This is a genomic window from Lonsdalea britannica (assembly GCF_946477055.1).
Classification (GTDB): domain Bacteria; phylum Pseudomonadota; class Gammaproteobacteria; order Enterobacterales; family Enterobacteriaceae; genus Lonsdalea; species Lonsdalea britannica_A.
Window position 1 is genome coordinate 1 of the sequence record NZ_CAMKXG010000011.1, and the last position, 17,363, is coordinate 17,363.

Here is a 17,363-nt window from a genome sequence, read left to right on the forward strand (position 1 = left end):
CCATGTACATGTCCGGCACGTCCTGCTGACGCACCGCGTCGGCGAGCAGCGAGTGAACCACCGGTCCCAGACAGGCGACGCCCCTCAGCCGCGGCGATTCCAGATACGCAAGCCGAACGGCGATATTGGCGCCGAAGCGGAATCCAAAAGCCCCGACGCGGGTGTGATCCACCCACGGCGCGTCAGGCAAGGCTTTCAACACCTGCTGATGCAGAAAACTAGAGTCCTGATCCAGCTTCCAGCGCGACGAAAAACCGACCGACGGCATATCGATGGTCAGCATCGCCATGCCCGCCGGTGCCAGATAGTCATGGAACAAGCGGTAATAATCGCTTTGCAACAGGTCCAGACTGCCGCACACCAGTACGGTGGGGAACGGCGCGGTGCCCTGGGAAGGCATATGCAGAAAACCGGTCAGCGTTCCACCGCCGTCGACCGGAATAGACAGCGTTTTTAGCTCATAGCTCAGGAGGTTGGCGGCTTCTTCATAAGCGCGATTCGCCATCGTCTGCGCCTGTTCGGCAAGCTCATCCCCTTTCAGATGCGGATAAGCGGCGATGCTATAGAGGGTAGCGGCCTTCAGCCAGCACTGCCCTTTTGTTTCGTCATCCTGCTCGCCCTCGCTTTCCGTCGCCTGCTGCTGCCAGCGCATCCCCTGCACAACCCATTCGTAAATCCAGTTTCCGCCGCGATAACCGATGACCGTATCCAGCAAGGTGTCGTCGCTTCGCGGGGCCGTACTGGCGGCGATGCGCGACAGGACCTCTTCGATTTCCAGCGGGGCGACGCCGCGCCAAATCCACATCAGGCGGTTAACCATCCGATACCAGGCGCCGTTATTGCTGCCCTCCAGGGCGGATTGCATCGCGCGAGTGGAATGGTGGGCGCGCGGGATCAGGGTAGAGGTTTCCGGATGTTTGAAGGATGGTTTGAACAGCTTTTCGGACAGATTGGCCTGAACCACGGCAGCCTCCATAAAGGTCAAGCAGCAGAGAGAGAGCGTTTCGCTAAAGTGTACTCAACACCACGAGGAAAAGCAGTACGGGAGAGGGAAAAGAATCAGAAATGACAACGCCCGGCAAGGCCGGGCGTTATAGACGATACATCAGGGAGCGATTAGCGGTCAGACAGCGGCGGTACGAACACCACGCCCATGTCCCAAGGCTGCTCAATCCAGGTATCCTGCGGGATATCAACCTGATAATCGTCCACCAGCGGTTTCCCAGCCGGTTTCGCAAAAATGGTGATGAAGTGCGCTTTCGGATACATATCGCGAATCGCTTTGGCGGTGCCGCCAGTATCGACCAGATCGTCCACCACGATGAAGCCTTCGCCATCGCCTTCGGCGCGTTTCAGCACCTTCAGCTCGCGCTGATTGTCATGGTCGTAGCTGGAGATGCATACGGTATCCACATGACGGATGCCCAGTTCGCGGGCCAGCAGAGAACCAGGGACCAGACCGCCACGGCTGACGGCGATGATGCCTTTCCATTGGTCCGCCGGCAGTAAACGCTCGGCCAGTTTGCGGGCATGAATCTGCAACATATCCCAGGTTACGACGTATTTTTCACTCATATAATATATCCCGGCCAACGGTGGAGTCGGCTTTATCATAGTCGGAGGGGGAAAAAGGTTGCGCGAGATTATAGATAGGCAACCTCATAAAAACCAGCCTTAATCCGATTGAGTTTTGTTTATGGCGACAAAATCCCCGTCATCATCGTCTGCTATCCCGCGGCTATCGCCTGCCTCAGCCCGTTCAACGCGACCACGATTGACAGACTCTCCCCGGCGGCGGGAAAGTGATACTCTGTCTCATGATGCCTGATCGTCATGCTCAAAGACGATTGTTTTTTAACCTGTAGCGCCTCACGCGCCAGACGCGGACTTAGGCTGCTGAAAAGGAGACGTGAATAGTGTCTGAATTGTCTCAGCTTTCCCCACAGCCCCTGTGGGATATTTTTGCCACGATCTGTTCCATTCCGCATCCCTCCTATCATGAAGAGGCGCTGGCGGCGCACATCTTGTCATGGGCGCAGGCGCGCGGCCTTCATGCAGAGCGCGATAGCGTCGGCAACATTCTGCTGCGCAAACCGGCGACGCCGGGTATGGAAAACCGTAAGCCGGTCGTGCTGCAAGCACATCTGGATATGGTGCCGCAGAAAAACAACGATACAACGCACGATTTCACGAAAGATCCGATTCAGCCATACATCGATGGCGAATGGGTGAAAGCGCGCGGCACCACGCTGGGCGCAGACAACGGCATCGGCATGGCGTCAACGCTGGCCGTCCTGTCCGACGACAGCGTTGAACACGGCCCGCTGGAAGTGCTGCTCACCATGACGGAAGAGTCCGGTATGGACGGCGCTTTCGGCCTGCAGCCGAACTGGCTGCAAGGTGAGATCCTGATCAACACCGACTCGGAAGAGGAAGGCGAAGTCTACATGGGCTGCGCGGGCGGGATCGATTTCCTGACGCGCCTGCCGCTGCAGCGGGAAGCGGTTCCTGCGGGCTATCAGGTTCTGAAGCTGGTCATTAAAGGGCTGAAAGGCGGACATTCCGGTTGCGATATTCACCTGGGACTGGGCAACGCGAATAAACTGCTGGGCCGTTTTCTGGCGGAACAGGCGGCAACGCTGGACCTCCGTATTCTCGATCTGAACGGCGGAACGCTGCGCAACGCCATCCCTCGCGAAAGCGCGGTCACGCTGGCCGTCGCGGAAGATAAGGTCGCCACGCTGAAAGCCGCGGCGCAGGACTATGTGGCCGTACTGAAACATGAACTGGCCGCAGTGGAAAAAAACATCGCTGTTCTGGTCGAACCCTCGTCGGATGACGCGGCGGCCCTGACCGCCGATAGCCGCGATCGGCTGGTGGCCCTGCTCAACGCGATCCCCAACGGCGTGATCCGCATGAGCGACGAGGTGAAAGGCGTGGTGGAAACCTCACTGAACGTCGGCGTGATCACCATGACGGAAACACAGGCGGAAGTGCACTGCCTGATCCGTTCGTTGATCGACAGCGGCAAGGATTATGTGGTGAGCGTGCTGACGTCGCTGGGACAGCTGGCTGGTGCGGAAACTCGCCCCAAAGGCGGCTACCCAGGCTGGCAGCCGGATGCGCAATCGCCGGTCATGCAATTAGTGCGGGAAACGTATCAGCAGCTGTTCGACAAAATGCCGAGCGTGCAGGTGATCCACGCCGGTCTGGAATGCGGCCTGTTCAAGAAGCCCTATCCGGAGATGGATATGGTTTCCATCGGTCCGACCATCACCGGACCGCACTCGCCGGATGAACAGGTCAATATCGCCAGCGTTGGCCTGTATTGGAAACTGCTGACCGCGGTCCTGAAAGCCATCCCTGAGAAAAGCTAAGGCGTCCGTCGCTTGACCCTTCCCGCATCCGGCTGGACACAACGCCGGATGCGGTGCCAAACCCTTCGCCATTAATGTTCCCAGTTAAACACCAACTGCCGCTCCAACTGCGGGTCTAATAGCGTCACGTGTAACCCCACCAGCCGAACGCCGCGCGCTTCGCGCCGCTGCTCCCAGGTCTGCTTCGCCAACTCAATAAGATCCTCTTTATTGAGCACCGGCCAGACATGCTCCTGCGTGGTTTGCCGAAAATCATCAAACTTCAGCTTCACTCCCTGACGCGCGATATGCAGATCCGGCTTCACCCGGCGCAGACGCACCTCCAGCTCGTCATACAGCGTATCGATCAGCGCTTCGCATTGAGACCAGTCGTGAATATCCTGCGCCAGCGTTTTCTCGACGCCGACGGATTTACGCAGCCGGTCAGGCGACACCCGACGCTCGTCAATGCCGTGACAGCGCTCCCACAGCACTCGCCCAAACTTGCCAAACGACTTCAAAAGCACCGACAAATCATAACGCCGCACGTCGGCGCAGGTATGCAATCCTCGTTCAGCCAATCGACTGGCCGTCACTTTGCCGACGCCGGGGATCTTCGCCAGCGGCAGCGCCAGAATGAACTCATCCACCGAAGCCGGCGTAATGACGTACTGACCATTAGGTTTGTTCTGTTCAGAGGCGACCTTCGCCAAAAATTTGATGGGGGCAACGCCCGCGGAGGCGGTCAGATGTAGCTCATCGAAAATGGCCTGACGAATCTCCTGCGCCATGAGCGTCGCGGAGCCGTTGCAATGAGGGCTCTCGGTGACGTCGAGGTAGGCTTCGTCGAGTGATAACGGTTCAATCAGTTCGGTATAGCGGGCAAAGATCTGTCGAATCTGGAGGGAGGCGGCCTTATAGACCTCCATTCGCCCCGGCAGCAGGGTCAGATGAGGACAAAGCCGCAAAGCGGTCGCGGTCGCCATCGCGCTGTGGACGCCGTAACGGCGGGCCGGATAATTGGCGGTGCTGATCACGCCGCGCCGCAGCGCGCTGCCGCCGATCGCCAGAGGAATATCGCGCAGGCGCGGGTTGTCCCGCATTTCAATTGCGGCGTAAAAGCAATCCATATCGACATGAATGATCTTGCGCATATCCCCCTCCGGTATCTGTATAAAAATACAGTACCCAAGCAGGGTGATGCAAGCTGGCCGACCACCGCCACAACATCGCGCCAATGACTCACGGCAAGTCAAATGCCCTTACCGCGCGCTTATCCGCCTTATTTTCCCAAAACAAACGCAAAAATAAAAAACCGTTCGCTTCCCAGACCGTCACAGCGACAGCCGCTATTCGCCAAAGGCATCGAGCGGAATGACAGCCACCAAGTTTCCTAATAATATCTTTGTGTTAGCACGTCTTCGTGATGACCTCACCGCGCCGAGTCAACTTCGCCCTGAGTCATCATTCCCGCACGCATGACGACCTCCCCCCGCCCACCGAGTCAAAACCGTCGATTTCCGACATCATTTCTCACTTGAATAAAATAAAAGCAGTGCTAATGTGACAGCGCTACACCGCCCTAGGCACAGGAATACGGGACGACACCACAAAAATACCGTATGTCACACAGCTTCAGTTATCAGGATCCATCAATGCAAAAAATCGCACTGTCATTTGCGACGCTGTTTTTTTTGCCTTCCGTTTTCGTTACCAGCTATGCAAGCGAAGTCATTCCGGTAACGACCTCATTTAAGCAGCAAGCATTAGGCTCGCCGGTCTATATTCAGATACTCAAAGAAGAGCGGTTATTGGAGCTGTATGCCAAAGTCGGCACCGATTATCGTCTGGTGCAAAGCTATCCCATCTGCAAATACTCGGGCGGTCTCGGTCCCAAACGGGTGGAAGGCGATATGAAGAGTCCGGAAGGATTTTATCAGGTCGATTTGCATCAGCTTAAGCCGGATAGCCACTTTCACCGCGCCATCAACGTCGGATTCCCCAACGAATATGACCGCTCTCAGGGCTATTCCGGACGCTATCTGATGATCCACGGCGAATGCGTGTCGGTCGGCTGTTATGCCATGACCAATCAGTACATCGATGAGATCTACACCTACGTCGAACGGGCGCTATTGAACGGGCAGGCGAAGGTCGAACTGGCGATCTACCCCTTCCGCATGACGGACAAAAACCTGCAGCGGCATCGCAATTCGACTTACGCCAGTTTCTGGCAGCAATTGCAGCCGGGTTACGCCTACTTCAACCAACATCACCAGCCGCCCGCCGTCGCGGTGTTCAACGGCCAGTATATGGTGAATCAGTCGACCCCGAACAAGAACCCGTTTTCAAACTACGCGCTCACCAAAGTGGAATAACACGAACTCGCCTGGCTCAATCTGATGCCAGGTTTCATTCCCTGTCAGCGGCTGCGTCGCGAGCACGGTCACCACGTCATCCGGCGTGGTCTGCTGCTGAAAATCGATCTCCACATCATCATCCAGCAACGTCGCCTTGCCGAAAGGCGCGCGACGCGTAATCCAGCACAGCCGTGTGGAGCAATACCCCATCACGAAATGCCCGTCGGATAACAGCATGTTGAACACCCCCTTTTTGCTCAGCGTTTCCGCCAGCGAAGCGATGTAGCGAAACACCGAGGGCCAGTGCGATGGCGTGCGGGGATAGCGTAACGAGAGATGATGAAGCAACCAGCAGAATGCGTATTCGCTGTCCGTCTGGCCTACCGGGCGATAGGTTCCGGTTTTCAGGCTGCGGTAGCCTTTCAGTTGGCCGTTATGGGCGAACGTCCAGTTTCTTCCCCACAGCTCGCGAGTAAACGGATGGGTATTTTCCAGCGCCACCGCCCCGCGGTTAGCCTGACGGATATGCGACACCACGGCGCAGGACTTGATGGGATATTTCTGCACCAGCTGCGCGATAGGCGACGTGGCGCTGGGCAGGGGATCTTTGAACGTTCGGCAACCGTTCCCTTCGTAAAAGGTAATGCCCCAGCCGTCACGATGCGGTCCGGTGCGGCCGCCGCGTTGCATCAGCCCGGAAAAACTAAAACAGATATCAGTTGGGACATTGGCGCTCATCCCAAGCAGTTCACACATGGTTGGTTCCTTACCTTTGTGACCCGCCATTAGAACCTGAGAGCCGCTGGCGGTGATTAGGCTGCGTCTCAAGGCGCGAGCCGTGCGGTGTGGATGGCCTCAATCGACGACGAACAACGCCGCCCTGTTCCTTCGGGCCAACGTATGAAGACCGTCTTCTGCCGAGCGCCGGTCCGCGCCTTGATGAAACGATCTTACGGCAACGACCGCACCCCGCATGGGGCGGGATGCGGCCTAATGCACGATTAGCTCTCCGCCATTTCCTTTTCAATCAGCTGGATCAGGATATGGATCGCTTTGATATGGATTTCTTGAATACGGTCGGCGTAGCCAAAATGCGGCACGCGGATTTCAACGTCCGCCGAACCGGCCATTTTGCCGCCGTCTTTACCGGTCAGCGTGATGACTTTCATACGCTTGGCGCGCGCGGCCGCAATGGCCCGGATGATGTTACCGGAATTACCCGAGGTGGAAATCCCGAGCAGCACATCCCCTTCCCGTCCCAGCGACTCGATGTAGCGCGAGAACACGAAGTCGTAGCCAAAATCATTGCCGACGCAGGAAATATGACTCGGATCGGAAATGGCAATCGCTGGCAGTCCCGCTCGGTTTTCACGGTAGCGGCCGGTCAGCTCTTCGGCGAAATGCATGGCATCACAATGAGAACCGCCGTTCCCACAGGAGATAACCTTTCCGCCCGCTTTGAAAGCGTCCGCCAGCAGTACCGCAGCGGCCTGAATCGACTGAATATTGGCATCGTCGCTTAAAAAGGTATTCAGCGTATCCGCCGCTTCGGTTAGCTCTTTACGGATTAAGTCCTGATACATGGAACCCTCTCATTAGGTGATATCACGATGGTCTGTCGTGCAGTGTAACGGATCGCCCAAACCCGGAGAAGCGGACAATGGTCGATTGGCATGATTCGCGGCAGCGGTCACGCCGGAGCGGTTATTTTGCGCGCAATGCCCGCCATCTGGACGCCTTGGGTCACACGGAAAAACGCTAAAAGGCGCCACCGGTATCAAAAAACCGCCGACGAATCGGCGCCAGGTGGCATGCAAACACAACGTCAACATCCGGTGATTACTGCAGATGCTTTTTCAGCAGCCTGCCAGCCTGGTCCAGCGCGGCCTGAGCTTCCGGCACCTTCACCAACGCGTTGTGAAAACCGAAGTCGTGGATCATACCGTTGTAACGTACCTGCACGACGTCGACGCCCGCCGCATTCAGATGGCGAGCATAGGCTTCCCCTTCGTCTCGCAGCACATCGTTTTCTGCGGTTTGGATCAGGGCTGGCGGTAACCCTTTCAACTGCGCTTCGCTCGCCCTCAGCGGCGATGCGTAAATCTCGGCGCGCTCCGCGTCATTAGTCGTGTAGTGGTCCCAGAACCAGGTCATCATGGCGCGCGTCAAAAAGCGGCCCTCAGCAAAACGTCGGTAAGATTCCGTATCGAATCCAGCATCCGTGACCGGGCAGAAAAGCACCTGATAACGAAGCGTCGGCGTACCGCGTTCTTTCGCCATCAAGCTGACCACCGTCGCCATGTTACCGCCCGCGCTATTGCCAACAACGGCCAGACGCTGTCCATCGACGTTGATCTCCGCGCCGTGCTCAGACACCCATTGGGTTGCGGCATAGGCCTGATGGATCGCCACGGGATAATGCGCTTCCGGGCTGAGGGTGTAGTCCACGAAGACCGCCGCCGCGCCGGAAGCCCGCACCAAATCCCTGATCATGCGTTGGTGGGCCGGGAAATCACCCAGCACCCAGCCGCCACCATGAAAAAACATGAATGCGGGCGGCATGTCCCCGGCGTTGTCAGGCCGTACGATGGTCAATGCCAGCGGATGTCCGTCCACCTGAATCGTTTTATGTGAGATGACGACGCCGGACATATCCACATCGACGCTCGCCTGCAGATCGGACAGCACCTGTCGTGCCTCGGCCGGGGAGCCTTGTTCAATCGGTTTGCCGTCCCCGCGGTTCAGCGCAGTCAACAAAGCCTGCGTTTCACGTTCAATATACGGGTCAGCACTGGCCGCATGAGCGATCCCCGACGACGGTAACAGGCTGCCGTCATGTTGATGACAAGCACATTTTTTCATCTTCTCCCCTCTATCAGCGCGTTGATGCCGAAAGCCAAGCGTTCATGATGGTTAATGCAACCCTGCTCATGAAAATGATAGGTGAAAATAGTCACAATCCACCGACTTTAACCTTCGGTGTTTTATGAAAAGATGAACAACGCCCACGCAGCCTCAACGTCGCAAAGCCCTCATTCAAAAACAGTGACACATTCAAGCGGTTCATCACGACAGCACTTGCCTGAAAGAACCCTTGATTTAGCGATATGTGGGGAAGGAACGAGGAGGAACAACGAGGAGTAAAATTGCGCGCAGCGTTAAAGCGCAGGCGCGCCGCCATGACAAATGAGCTCGATATCCGGTGCTTCGACCACCGCCACGGATTCTATTTTCCTGTCGTGACGGCGGCGATACGGAGTTGATCAGACGTCGAACTGACGGATCCGCGTCAAAAGCGCGTCGATGTCGCCGACAGCCTGCGCGTCGACGATCAGCGCCCGGCCCAGCGCCAGCGCATGCTTTTTGGCGGCCAATCGCGCCTGAGTGTCCGCGATACTGTCCAGATCCGCCACATGAGCCAAACCGATGGTGCGACGAATCAATTCGGTACCGCAGTAGCCAATAGCGTCTTGCCACACCTGACGTAAAAACAGTTCGGCATAGCCCTCAGCCGCCAGCGCTGGCTCACGGCCTTCTTCTGCGCACAGCGCCACGAAACGCTCAGCAAACGTTCGCCACAGCGTGGCACACTCGTCGAGACGCTGAGATCGGGCCGCCTTCGCCGCTTCAACCCCCAACAGCCCGGCCGCGCCGCAGTAGTTCAACAGCAGGTTCCCCAACGCAGAGCCTACGTCAAAACCGATAGGGCCGTAGAAACCGAACTCGGCGTCAATCACCTTGAGCTTGCCTTCCGCGACGAAAATCGACCCGCTATGCACATCGCCGTGCAACAGCGCTTCCGCTTTGGCGAGAAAACCGTGTTTCAAGGCCGCCACCGCGCGTTTCACCTCGCGATCTTCCCGCAGCGCCAGTACGTTCGGCAGGAGTTCTGGCTCGAACTGATTGCGTTCATGGTCGATATACGGATCGGTAAAGAACAGATCTTCCGTAATCTGACACAGCTCCGGGTTGGTGAAACGGCTGACGGCCGCCTTTTTCTCGTGCGGCGGCTGATAGAAATCCGAGGTATGGAATAGCGTTTGCGCCAAATATTCGCCCAATTGAGCGGCCGCCTGCGGGTAATGACGCCCGGCGACCAGCTCGTTACGCCAGATGCGGTGATCGGACAGATCTTCCTGCACCATCACCGCCAGTTCAGGATCGTAATGCAACACCGAGACGGTATGCTGCGGGCAAAACTGCGCGTGGGTCAGCAAGGTTTCCGCTTCGATGCGCGATCTGTCCAGCGTCAGCGGCCACGACTCGCCGACGCAGCGCACATAGGGCAATGCCTGTTTGACGATCACACGGCTGACGCCCTGCGTGTCGCGAATTTTAAAGACCAGATTCAGGTTGCCGTCGCCAATCTCTTCGGCGTCAACCAACGTATGCGCCTCTGCCACGCCGCCGTATTGGCGGGCGTATGCTACGGCATCGTCTGCATGAAAAGTACGGTATTGTGACATTGCGAATCCCCTGGTAGGCGGTGTCTGTGCCATTTTCTTGTTGTTTTAGACATAAAAGCGTTTGGACGTCTATACATCCGAAAAGCATACTGGCAGAATTAAAAAATTGATGCAATAGCGCAACACGGATTTAACCCTAAATGCAAAACATTAACACCACAAGCCTAAAGGTTATTGATAACCAGCTCTGGATCCTCGATCAGCAGGCGCTGCCTCAGGAGAAGGTCTGGCATCCCTGCCCAGACGTCGATGCGCTGGTGGAACACATCAAAGCGCTGCGCGTACGCGGCGCACCGGTCATCGGGCTATCGGCGAGTCTGCTGCTGGCTTTGCTGGCGGAACACGGCCTCTCTCAATCAGCGCTGGCGACCGCGCTGGAGACGCTGCGCGCGGCACGCCCGACCGCCGTCAACCTGATGAACAATCTTGATCGCATGAAGCAAGCGCTGGCGGCGCCGGAGTGGATCCCGGCACTGGGACAGGAAGCCCTGCGGCTGATTGAGGAAGATCGCGCCCTGTGCGATCGCATCGCGGATTACGGCGCTGCGCTGGTCACCCCCGGCAGTCGGCTGCTGACGCACTGCAATACCGGCGGACTGGCGACGGCGGGCGTCGGCACGGCGATCGGCGTTCTGCTGCGCGCACATCAGCAAGGCAAGATAGAAAACGTGTGGGTGGATGAAACCCGGCCGTTGCTGCAAGGCGGACGCCTGACCGCCTGGGAGCTAGGTGAATTAGGCATTCCCTATCATCTGATCTGCGACTCCATGGCGGCATCGCTGATGGCGCAGGGCCAGGTCGATGCCGTATGGGTGGGCGCAGACCGCATCGCTGCCAACGGCGATATCGCCAACAAAATCGGCACCTACAGCCTGGCGGTACTGGCGCAGTATCACCGCATTCCGTTCTACGTCGCCGCGCCTCATACAACGCACGATCCGCACTGCCCGGATGGCGGAGCGATCCCCATCGAACAACGCGCGGCCGCCGAAGTCACCGGCGTTTCAGGAAGCTTTGGCCATACCCAGTGGGCGCCGCAGGATGCGCCTGTCTATAACCCGGCGTTCGACGTCACCCCGGCCGCCTTGATTAGCGGTTGGGTGCTGGACAGCGGTGTGATTACGCCCGAGCAGGTGCAGGAAGGTATTTTTCAGCAGACGTTATCGCGTTAATGCGGTAGAACACGCCTCCCCGCCGCGCGGGTGGGGAGGCGTTGAGAGGCAGGAATATCAGGCGAGCTTCGGATACGCCGTAGCGATATCGTCGCCGGTGAAGTGCGCAACCCACCCTTCCGGGTTATCGAACAGGCGAATGGCCGTAAAGTTCGGAGACGATCCCATATCGAACCAGTGCGGCGTTCCCGCCGGGACGGACAACAGATCGTTCTTCTCACACAGGATCTGGAAGATCTGTCCTTCGACATGCAGGCAGAACAGCCCCGCGCCCTCGACAAAGAAACGCACTTCATCTTCCCCGTGCGTATGCTCAGACAAAAACTTGCCGCGCAGCGCTTCCTTCTGAGGATTGTCGGCGCGCATGCTGATCACATCCCAGCTCTGATAGCCTTTTTCCGCCACCAGTTTATTGATTTCGTGCTGATAGGCCGCCAGCACCTCTTCCGCGTCAGGCTCGGCGCTCAATGCGCGATCCGCCTGCCAACGTTCGAAGCGGACGCCGATTGCCGTCAAACGCTGACGGATCGCCTCTGCATCCTGGCTCTGCCACACCGGTTGTGATGCGTCTTGGTCGCTGAAAATAGTGAGTGCGCTCATGAGGAAATCTCCTGTACGTCGATATGATCGAAGCGGCTCACCTGCGGGTGATCGCTGTGGGGGTCTGCTTCGCCGCGCAGCAGCTGACAGGTATGCCAACCGGCGCTTCGCGCCGCGTCCAGCTCCTGATGAATATCCGAAAGGAACAGGATTTCAGCCGCCGGAAGCGCAATGGCTTCGGCGATGTTCCGATAGGAAGCGACTTCGCGTTTGGCACCGACGCGGGTATCGAAATAACCGCTGAACAGCGGCCGTAAGTCACCGACGTCGCTGTGGCCGAACAGCAATTGCTGCGCCTCGACCGAACCGGAAGAGTAAACGTACAGCTTGATGCCCTGCTCAAGCCACGCATGCAGCTGCGGCGCGACATCGCTGTAAACGTGGCCGTGGAAGTCGCCCTGCCGATAGCCGGTGCGCCAGATAATGCCCTGCAACGTTTTCAGCGCCGTCGACTTGCGATCTTGATCCATAAACTGCGCCAGCGCGTCCACCAGCTCAGTCTCGCTGGCTTCCGGCTGCCCAAGCTCGGTCCGCAGCGCCGCCAGCGCATCGGCGACTTCCTGCTGCTCGCTGGCCTGAGCCACGATGTCCGCCAGACGAGCGCGCGCGTAGGGAAACAGAACGTCGTGTACGAAGCGAATGTCGCTGGTGGTGCCTTCAATGTCGGTCACGATAGCCTTAATCATTGCGCCTCCAGCAAACGTCGTTGCAGTTCGCACTGGAACAGAAACTCCAGCCCCTCGAGATGACGTCGCGCTTCCTGCACGTTCTGTCCCCAGCAGTACAGGCCGTGGCCGCGCACCAGGAAACCGTAACGCAGCGGCGTGGACGCATGGCGAACCGCCACCCGCTCGGCCAGCGCCGGAATATCCTGATCGTTATCGAAAATAGGGATGATCACTCGGTCCAGATGCGAACGCTGGCCTGCCAGCGACTTCTGCATCTCGTAGCCTTCCAGCATCAAGGCATCGCTTTTCTCTACACGAGACAACACCGTGGCGTTGACCGAGTGTGTATGCAGCACGGCGCCGATATGCGCGTCGAGGCGATACAGCAAGGTGTGCAAACCGGTTTCCGCAGACGGCGTACGGCCGCTGGGCACGTGGTTGGTGGCAATATCGACCTGTAGAAAGTCTTCCGGTTTCAGGTTGCCCTTGTCTTTGCCCGATGCCGTGATCAGGCTACGCGTCTCATCGAGACGGACGGACATATTGCCGCCGGTGGCAGGACACAAGCCTTTTTCCCCGATCCAGTGGCAGGCCGCCAGCAGGTCGGCCAAAAATACGTTATCGCTCATGGTCTATTCCCAGTGCAGGTGAATCCCCAAACGTTCCGACGCAACCGTCGGCGTTCAGTGTTGTTATTGCCGCTCATTGAGCATGAATTTTTATAAATATCAGAGAGAAATACAGATCAATGCGCGGGTCTCATTCCGCCTGCGTTTCACCTCTCTGATTCGATCGGTGGCATATACGCTAGGCGCCTTCGCATGATGACAGGTATCACATTAACGCGTGAGATTACCCGGAGAAAACGGGGATCTCAAGAAGATCATCGGCCCTTCCCGCCAAGGAGAATACCGTGAAAAGCAGGAGGATAATCCCCCTTTTTTATACTGTTTTTTCGTTTTCTGTCCGCCAACTCAGGCCGCCCCGTCGCCTGACGACACGTTGCTGTTTTCTTGTCCGACGGACGATGACGATAACATCACACTGGCAAAACGGGAGGGGAAGTTGATATTGACCTATAACGGCAAAAGCGATGTCTTGGATGAAACCGTGCAGGAAATCAGTCGAACCTATCGCCGCAGCATCAGAACATCACCGGAGTACAATGTGGTCAGCTTCCACATCAACGGGATTAGATACAGCATGGGTTCATTCAAAACGCTCGCGACGCAAGCAGAACCTACGGGGCAGTTTTTCTCTTATTCTTCCGATAAAAATCGAATTCCCGACGTGATCTGCTCATTTGGCGAGGACGTCAATCAACTGTCTGCGTTGGCAAAATAATTCGTCGCTCTTCATTGAAGACGTAAACGTCGTGGCATTCACCGCATGCGCTTGCGCGATTTACGGATAAATAAAAAGGGGCTGAATCAGCCCCTGTCGTTTAACTTAAACGGTTTATTCGCGTCTGGATCGCGCTCACTTTGGCGGTATCCTTCGCCGCTTGATATAACGCCAGCGCCCTTTTGTAAGCCACCAGCGCCTCTACCTTATCTTTGCGAGTGCCCTGCTCTTGGCTTAATGGGTCGTGATAACGCCCCCAGCTGTACGCATAGACTTTATTGTTATAAATGGCGCTTTCCTCGAACGTGAATCCTTTTTCCTTTCTTAATTGATTCAGGTGCTCACATCTCAGCACCTCAACGGCCTTATCGAAATAGCGCAACCTGTCGTCATAACCATTAAACCCGCCGTTAATTCTGGCCGTGATCATATTGAAATCATCTTTTTTGGCGTAACTGTCCAGATTCTGGTTGCCATAATCCATGTAAAACCAAAAGGCGGATGTCACACAGTGAGGCGAGGTAGTCAGTTTATTTCGATTGTCTTCACTGGAATAAACATCTTCGCCCACGGCGCTGCCATAGGCGCGATAGTTCTTCTCGAAGGTCAGTTGAATCAAGCCACGGCCGTACCAGGGCGCATAGCTTTTTTGACTCCCGCCGATTTCCGCGGTGTAGACCAAGCCCATACTTTCGTGACAGCACTGTGCGAGAAAATGCGCTTTCTCCCTGCATGTGGTCATTCCGTATTTGGCGAATCCCGCGTTGAACGCTTTCAGGTACGTCGTCAGCGTGTCTTCGTCCGCCTCCGGGGCAATTTTTCGTAACTCGGCGAACGTAATATCACGGCGACAGGCGCAGGTGGTCGGTTCCGCCGTAGTGGTTCCATACGCCTGCCCCGTCATCGGTAACGTTGAATGAAGAAAGGTTCGCGGTAGCGCCGTCGCCAGCATCGCGCGGGCACAAACCTTTGCCCTTGAGGCTAACGCATTGGCGGCTCGACGGGGCGTCAAATAAACACGGGGCGGGAGATAAGACGACAGGCTTTGGGGTAACTGTTTCACGCTGAAAATCAACTTTTCATACGGTATCAATGTGGCATATAACTCTTTGGGGTTTCGAATAGATTGACCGTTTTCAAAATCAATAATCTCGACGTTTTTCATTACGTTATTCATAAACAAACAATGTCCTTATGTTTTCCAATGTGCCAACTATCCAGCATTCACGCTGGGGTTCCTGTTCCTCAGGATTGTTTATGCCGACTTATATCCGTCCTTTATCGCTCTCTGGTTTAAAAACAAACTTCAACAACCTTTTCCTTAAATAACAATCCGATAAGTCCGTTTTCTCCTCGCTGACGCGTTATGTCATTTAGCCATATAGACGTTCAAACGTCTTAATTGCCAATTATTGACAGCGTGATATATTGGCTAGCTATACACGTTTGCAGGAGTTGTATTCAGTCATGAGCGCGGCGCTAATTCCCCACAGTAAACTCCCTTCTCTCGGCACGACGATCTTCACCCAGATGAGCGCGCTGGCGCAGAAGCATCAGGCGATCAACCTGTCGCAGGGCTTCCCTGATTTCGACGGTCCTCAGTATCTGCAGGAGCGTCTGGCCTATCACGTTAGCCAGGGGGCGAATCAGTACGCGCCGATGACCGGCGTCGCGCCGCTGCGACAGGCTATTGCGGAAAAAACCGCGCAGCTGTACGGCTGGAAACCGGATGTCGACCATGAAATCACGGTCACGGCTGGCGCGACGGAAGCCCTGTTCGCCGCCATCAGCGCGCTGGTGCGCCAGGGTGATGAAGTGATCTGCTTCGACCCGAGCTATGACTGCTATGCGCCAGCCATCGAATTGGCTGGCGGCATAGTGAAGCGTCTGGCGCTACAGCCCCCCGCTTTTCAGGTGGATTGGGCGCAGTTCGCCGAGCTGCTGAGCGATAAAACCCGGTTGGTGATCCTCAACACGCCGCACAACCCGTCCGCCACCGTCTGGCAAAAATCGGATTTCGACGCCCTGTGGCAGGCGATTGCGGAGCGCGAAATTTACGTGTTGAGCGATGAAGTGTACGAGCACATCTGCTTCGACTCGGAAGGTCATGCCAGCGTTCTGGCGCATCCCGAGCTTCGCCAGCGTGCGGTCGCCGTCTCGTCCTTCGGCAAAACGTTCCATATGACCGGCTGGAAAGTGGGCTACTGCGTGGCTCCCGCGCCTATCAGCGCCGAACTACGCAAAATCCATCAATATCTGACGTTTGCCGTCAACACGCCTGCACAGCTGGCGATTGCCGATATGCTGCGGGAACACCCGGAACACTGGCGCGAACTGCCTGATTTTTATCGGGCGCGACGAGATCGTTTCGTGAATGCGCTGTCGACCAGCCGCTTTGAGCTGTTGCCGTGTCAGGGCACCTACTTCCTGCTGGCGGACTACAAAGCGATTTCGACGCAGGATGACGTGAGCTTCTGCCGCTGGATGACCGAACATGTCGGCGTCGCCGCCATTCCGCTGTCGGTTTTCTGCGCAGACCCTTTCCCCCACACCTTGATTCGGCTATGTTTTGCCAAACAGGAATCAACGTTGGATGCTGCTGCGGAGCGCCTATGTCGACTTTAAAAATCACCCTACTGCAACAACCGCTGGCGTGGATGGATGGTCCCGCCAACCTGAGCCACTTCGACGCGTTATTGGAAAACATTACCGGACGCGACCTGATTCTGCTGCCGGAAATGTTCACCACCGGATTCGCAATGGAAGCCGCCGGACACAGTCTGGAACAGTCGGTCGTGGAAGCCTGGCTCTGCCAGTGGGCGCAGCGCACCAATGCGCTCATCGGCGGCAGCGTGGCGGTGCAGACCCCGAAAGGGGCGGCGAACCGTTTTCTGTTCGCCGATCCGCACGGCACGCTGTACCGCTACGACAAGCGGCACCTGTTCCGCATGGCGAACGAACATCAGTATTATCAGGCAGGAAAGAAGAAGCTGGTGGTGGAGTGGCGCGGCTGGCGCATCATGCCGCTGGTCTGCTACGACCTGCGCTTCCCGGTCTGGGCGCGCAATCAGCAGGATTACGATCTGCTGCTGTATGTCGCCAACTGGCCGACGCCGCGCGCTCATCACTGGAAGACGCTGCTGACGGCCCGTGCGATTGAAAATCAGAGCTATGTGGCGGGCTGTAACCGCGTCGGCACCGATAACAACGGCCATAGCTATCAGGGCGACAGCGTCATCCTCGATCCGCTCGGTCAGACGCTGGCCAGCGCCCCAGAGAATCAGCCCGCGCGGCTGGATGCGGAGCTATCGCTGGAAGCGCTGCAAGCCTATCGGGAAGCCTTCCCCGCCTGGCGCGACGCGGACGCATTCACCCTCTAGTCAGCGCTACGCTGCTT

General features: G+C 57.0%; 17 protein-coding genes. 6 read left to right on the forward strand and 11 right to left on the reverse strand.

Features of this window, described 5'->3' with window-relative positions:
• Both frsA and gpt read right to left on the reverse strand, forming a co-directional pair.
• Nucleotides 1–964: esterase FrsA (gene frsA / locus Q7O77_RS01825; RefSeq protein ID WP_304163025.1), on the reverse strand; the 964-nt coding region annotated here is incomplete at its 3' end.
• Between the two features lie 152 nt (nt 965–1,116).
• The gene (gpt, locus tag Q7O77_RS01830; protein ID WP_026739764.1) at nt 1,117–1,575 is read right to left on the reverse strand and encodes a xanthine phosphoribosyltransferase; all 459 of its coding nucleotides are present in this window, start codon (nt 1,573–1,575) and stop codon (nt 1,117–1,119) included.
• A gap of 341 nt (nt 1,576–1,916) precedes the next feature.
• On the opposite strand from gpt, the gene pepD reads away from it, so the two are divergent.
• Nucleotides 1,917–3,377: a beta-Ala-His dipeptidase gene (gene pepD / locus Q7O77_RS01835; protein WP_304163028.1), complete on the forward strand. Its 1,461-nt coding sequence runs from the start codon at nt 1,917–1,919 to the stop codon at nt 3,375–3,377.
• A 71-nt stretch (nt 3,378–3,448) separates the two neighbouring features.
• Here pepD and dinB read toward each other — a convergent pair whose 3' ends face one another.
• Nucleotides 3,449–4,510 (reverse strand): DNA polymerase IV, encoded by a 1,062-nt coding sequence (gene dinB, locus Q7O77_RS01840; RefSeq protein WP_304163030.1) that lies wholly within the window; start codon nt 4,508–4,510, stop codon nt 3,449–3,451.
• Between the two features lie 501 nt (nt 4,511–5,011).
• Here dinB and dpaA point away from each other — a divergent pair.
• Nucleotides 5,012–5,734, forward strand: coding sequence for a peptidoglycan meso-diaminopimelic acid protein amidase (gene dpaA, locus Q7O77_RS01845; RefSeq protein ID WP_085653024.1), 723 nt, complete (start codon nt 5,012–5,014; stop codon nt 5,732–5,734).
• Here the strand turns inward: dpaA and Q7O77_RS01850 are convergent.
• From Q7O77_RS01850 to mtnK, 4 genes are all read right to left on the reverse strand, one after another.
• A complete protein-coding gene (locus Q7O77_RS01850) occupies nt 5,705–6,472 on the reverse strand; it encodes a class II glutamine amidotransferase (RefSeq protein ID WP_085653025.1) in 768 nt (255 codons plus the stop codon). The two genes, dpaA and Q7O77_RS01850, sit on opposite strands and share 30 nt — an antisense overlap.
• A 245-nt stretch (nt 6,473–6,717) precedes the next feature.
• Entirely contained in the window at nt 6,718–7,299 is a 582-nt protein-coding gene (gene lpcA, locus Q7O77_RS01855; protein WP_085653026.1) for a D-sedoheptulose 7-phosphate isomerase, read from the reverse strand.
• A 256-nt stretch (nt 7,300–7,555) separates the two neighbouring features.
• Nucleotides 7,556–8,578: an alpha/beta hydrolase gene (locus Q7O77_RS01860; protein ID WP_304163036.1), complete on the reverse strand. Its 1,023-nt coding sequence runs from the start codon at nt 8,576–8,578 to the stop codon at nt 7,556–7,558.
• Nucleotides 8,579–8,979: 401 nt separating this feature from the next.
• On the reverse strand, nt 8,980–10,182 hold the full coding sequence (gene mtnK / locus Q7O77_RS01865) for an S-methyl-5-thioribose kinase (protein WP_304163038.1): 1,203 nt from the start codon (nt 10,180–10,182) through the stop codon (nt 8,980–8,982).
• 140 nt (nt 10,183–10,322) lie between these two features.
• On the opposite strand from mtnK, the gene mtnA reads away from it, so the two are divergent.
• Complete coding sequence (gene mtnA / locus Q7O77_RS01870; RefSeq protein WP_304163040.1) at nt 10,323–11,354, forward strand: S-methyl-5-thioribose-1-phosphate isomerase; 1,032 nt, start codon at nt 10,323–10,325, stop codon at nt 11,352–11,354.
• A 57-nt stretch (nt 11,355–11,411) separates the two neighbouring features.
• Here the strand turns inward: mtnA and Q7O77_RS01875 are convergent, their stop codons facing one another.
• From Q7O77_RS01875 to Q7O77_RS01885, 3 genes are read right to left on the reverse strand one after another with little or no spacing between them, the layout of a single operon-like run.
• Nucleotides 11,412–11,954, reverse strand: a complete 543-nt coding sequence (locus tag Q7O77_RS01875; protein ID WP_304163041.1) for an acireductone dioxygenase — start codon at nt 11,952–11,954, stop codon at nt 11,412–11,414.
• Nucleotides 11,951–12,640 (reverse strand): acireductone synthase, encoded by a 690-nt coding sequence (mtnC, locus tag Q7O77_RS01880; RefSeq protein ID WP_304163042.1) that lies wholly within the window; start codon nt 12,638–12,640, stop codon nt 11,951–11,953. Before mtnC ends, Q7O77_RS01875 begins: the two co-directional genes overlap by 4 nt.
• A complete protein-coding gene (locus Q7O77_RS01885; RefSeq protein WP_304163043.1) occupies nt 12,637–13,251 on the reverse strand; it encodes a methylthioribulose 1-phosphate dehydratase in 615 nt (204 codons plus the stop codon). Before Q7O77_RS01885 ends, mtnC begins: the two co-directional genes overlap by 4 nt.
• A gap of 217 nt (nt 13,252–13,468) precedes the next feature.
• Between Q7O77_RS01885 and Q7O77_RS01890 the strand changes: the two genes are divergently transcribed.
• Nucleotides 13,469–13,966, forward strand: a complete 498-nt coding sequence (locus Q7O77_RS01890) for a hypothetical protein (RefSeq protein ID WP_304163044.1) — start codon at nt 13,469–13,471, stop codon at nt 13,964–13,966.
• Between the two features lie 100 nt (nt 13,967–14,066).
• On the opposite strand, the gene Q7O77_RS01895 is transcribed toward Q7O77_RS01890, so the two are convergent.
• A complete protein-coding gene (locus tag Q7O77_RS01895; protein WP_304163045.1) occupies nt 14,067–15,143 on the reverse strand; it encodes a glycoside hydrolase family 19 protein in 1,077 nt (358 codons plus the stop codon).
• Nucleotides 15,144–15,433: 290 nt separating this feature from the next.
• On the opposite strand from Q7O77_RS01895, the gene Q7O77_RS01900 reads away from it, so the two are divergent.
• A complete protein-coding gene (locus Q7O77_RS01900; protein ID WP_304163046.1) occupies nt 15,434–16,591 on the forward strand; it encodes a pyridoxal phosphate-dependent aminotransferase in 1,158 nt (385 codons plus the stop codon).
• Nucleotides 16,579–17,346, forward strand: a complete 768-nt coding sequence (locus Q7O77_RS01905; RefSeq protein ID WP_304163047.1) for an amidohydrolase — start codon at nt 16,579–16,581, stop codon at nt 17,344–17,346. The genes Q7O77_RS01900 and Q7O77_RS01905 overlap by 13 nt, the downstream gene beginning before the upstream one ends.
• The last annotated feature ends 17 nt before the right edge of the window (nt 17,347–17,363 follow it).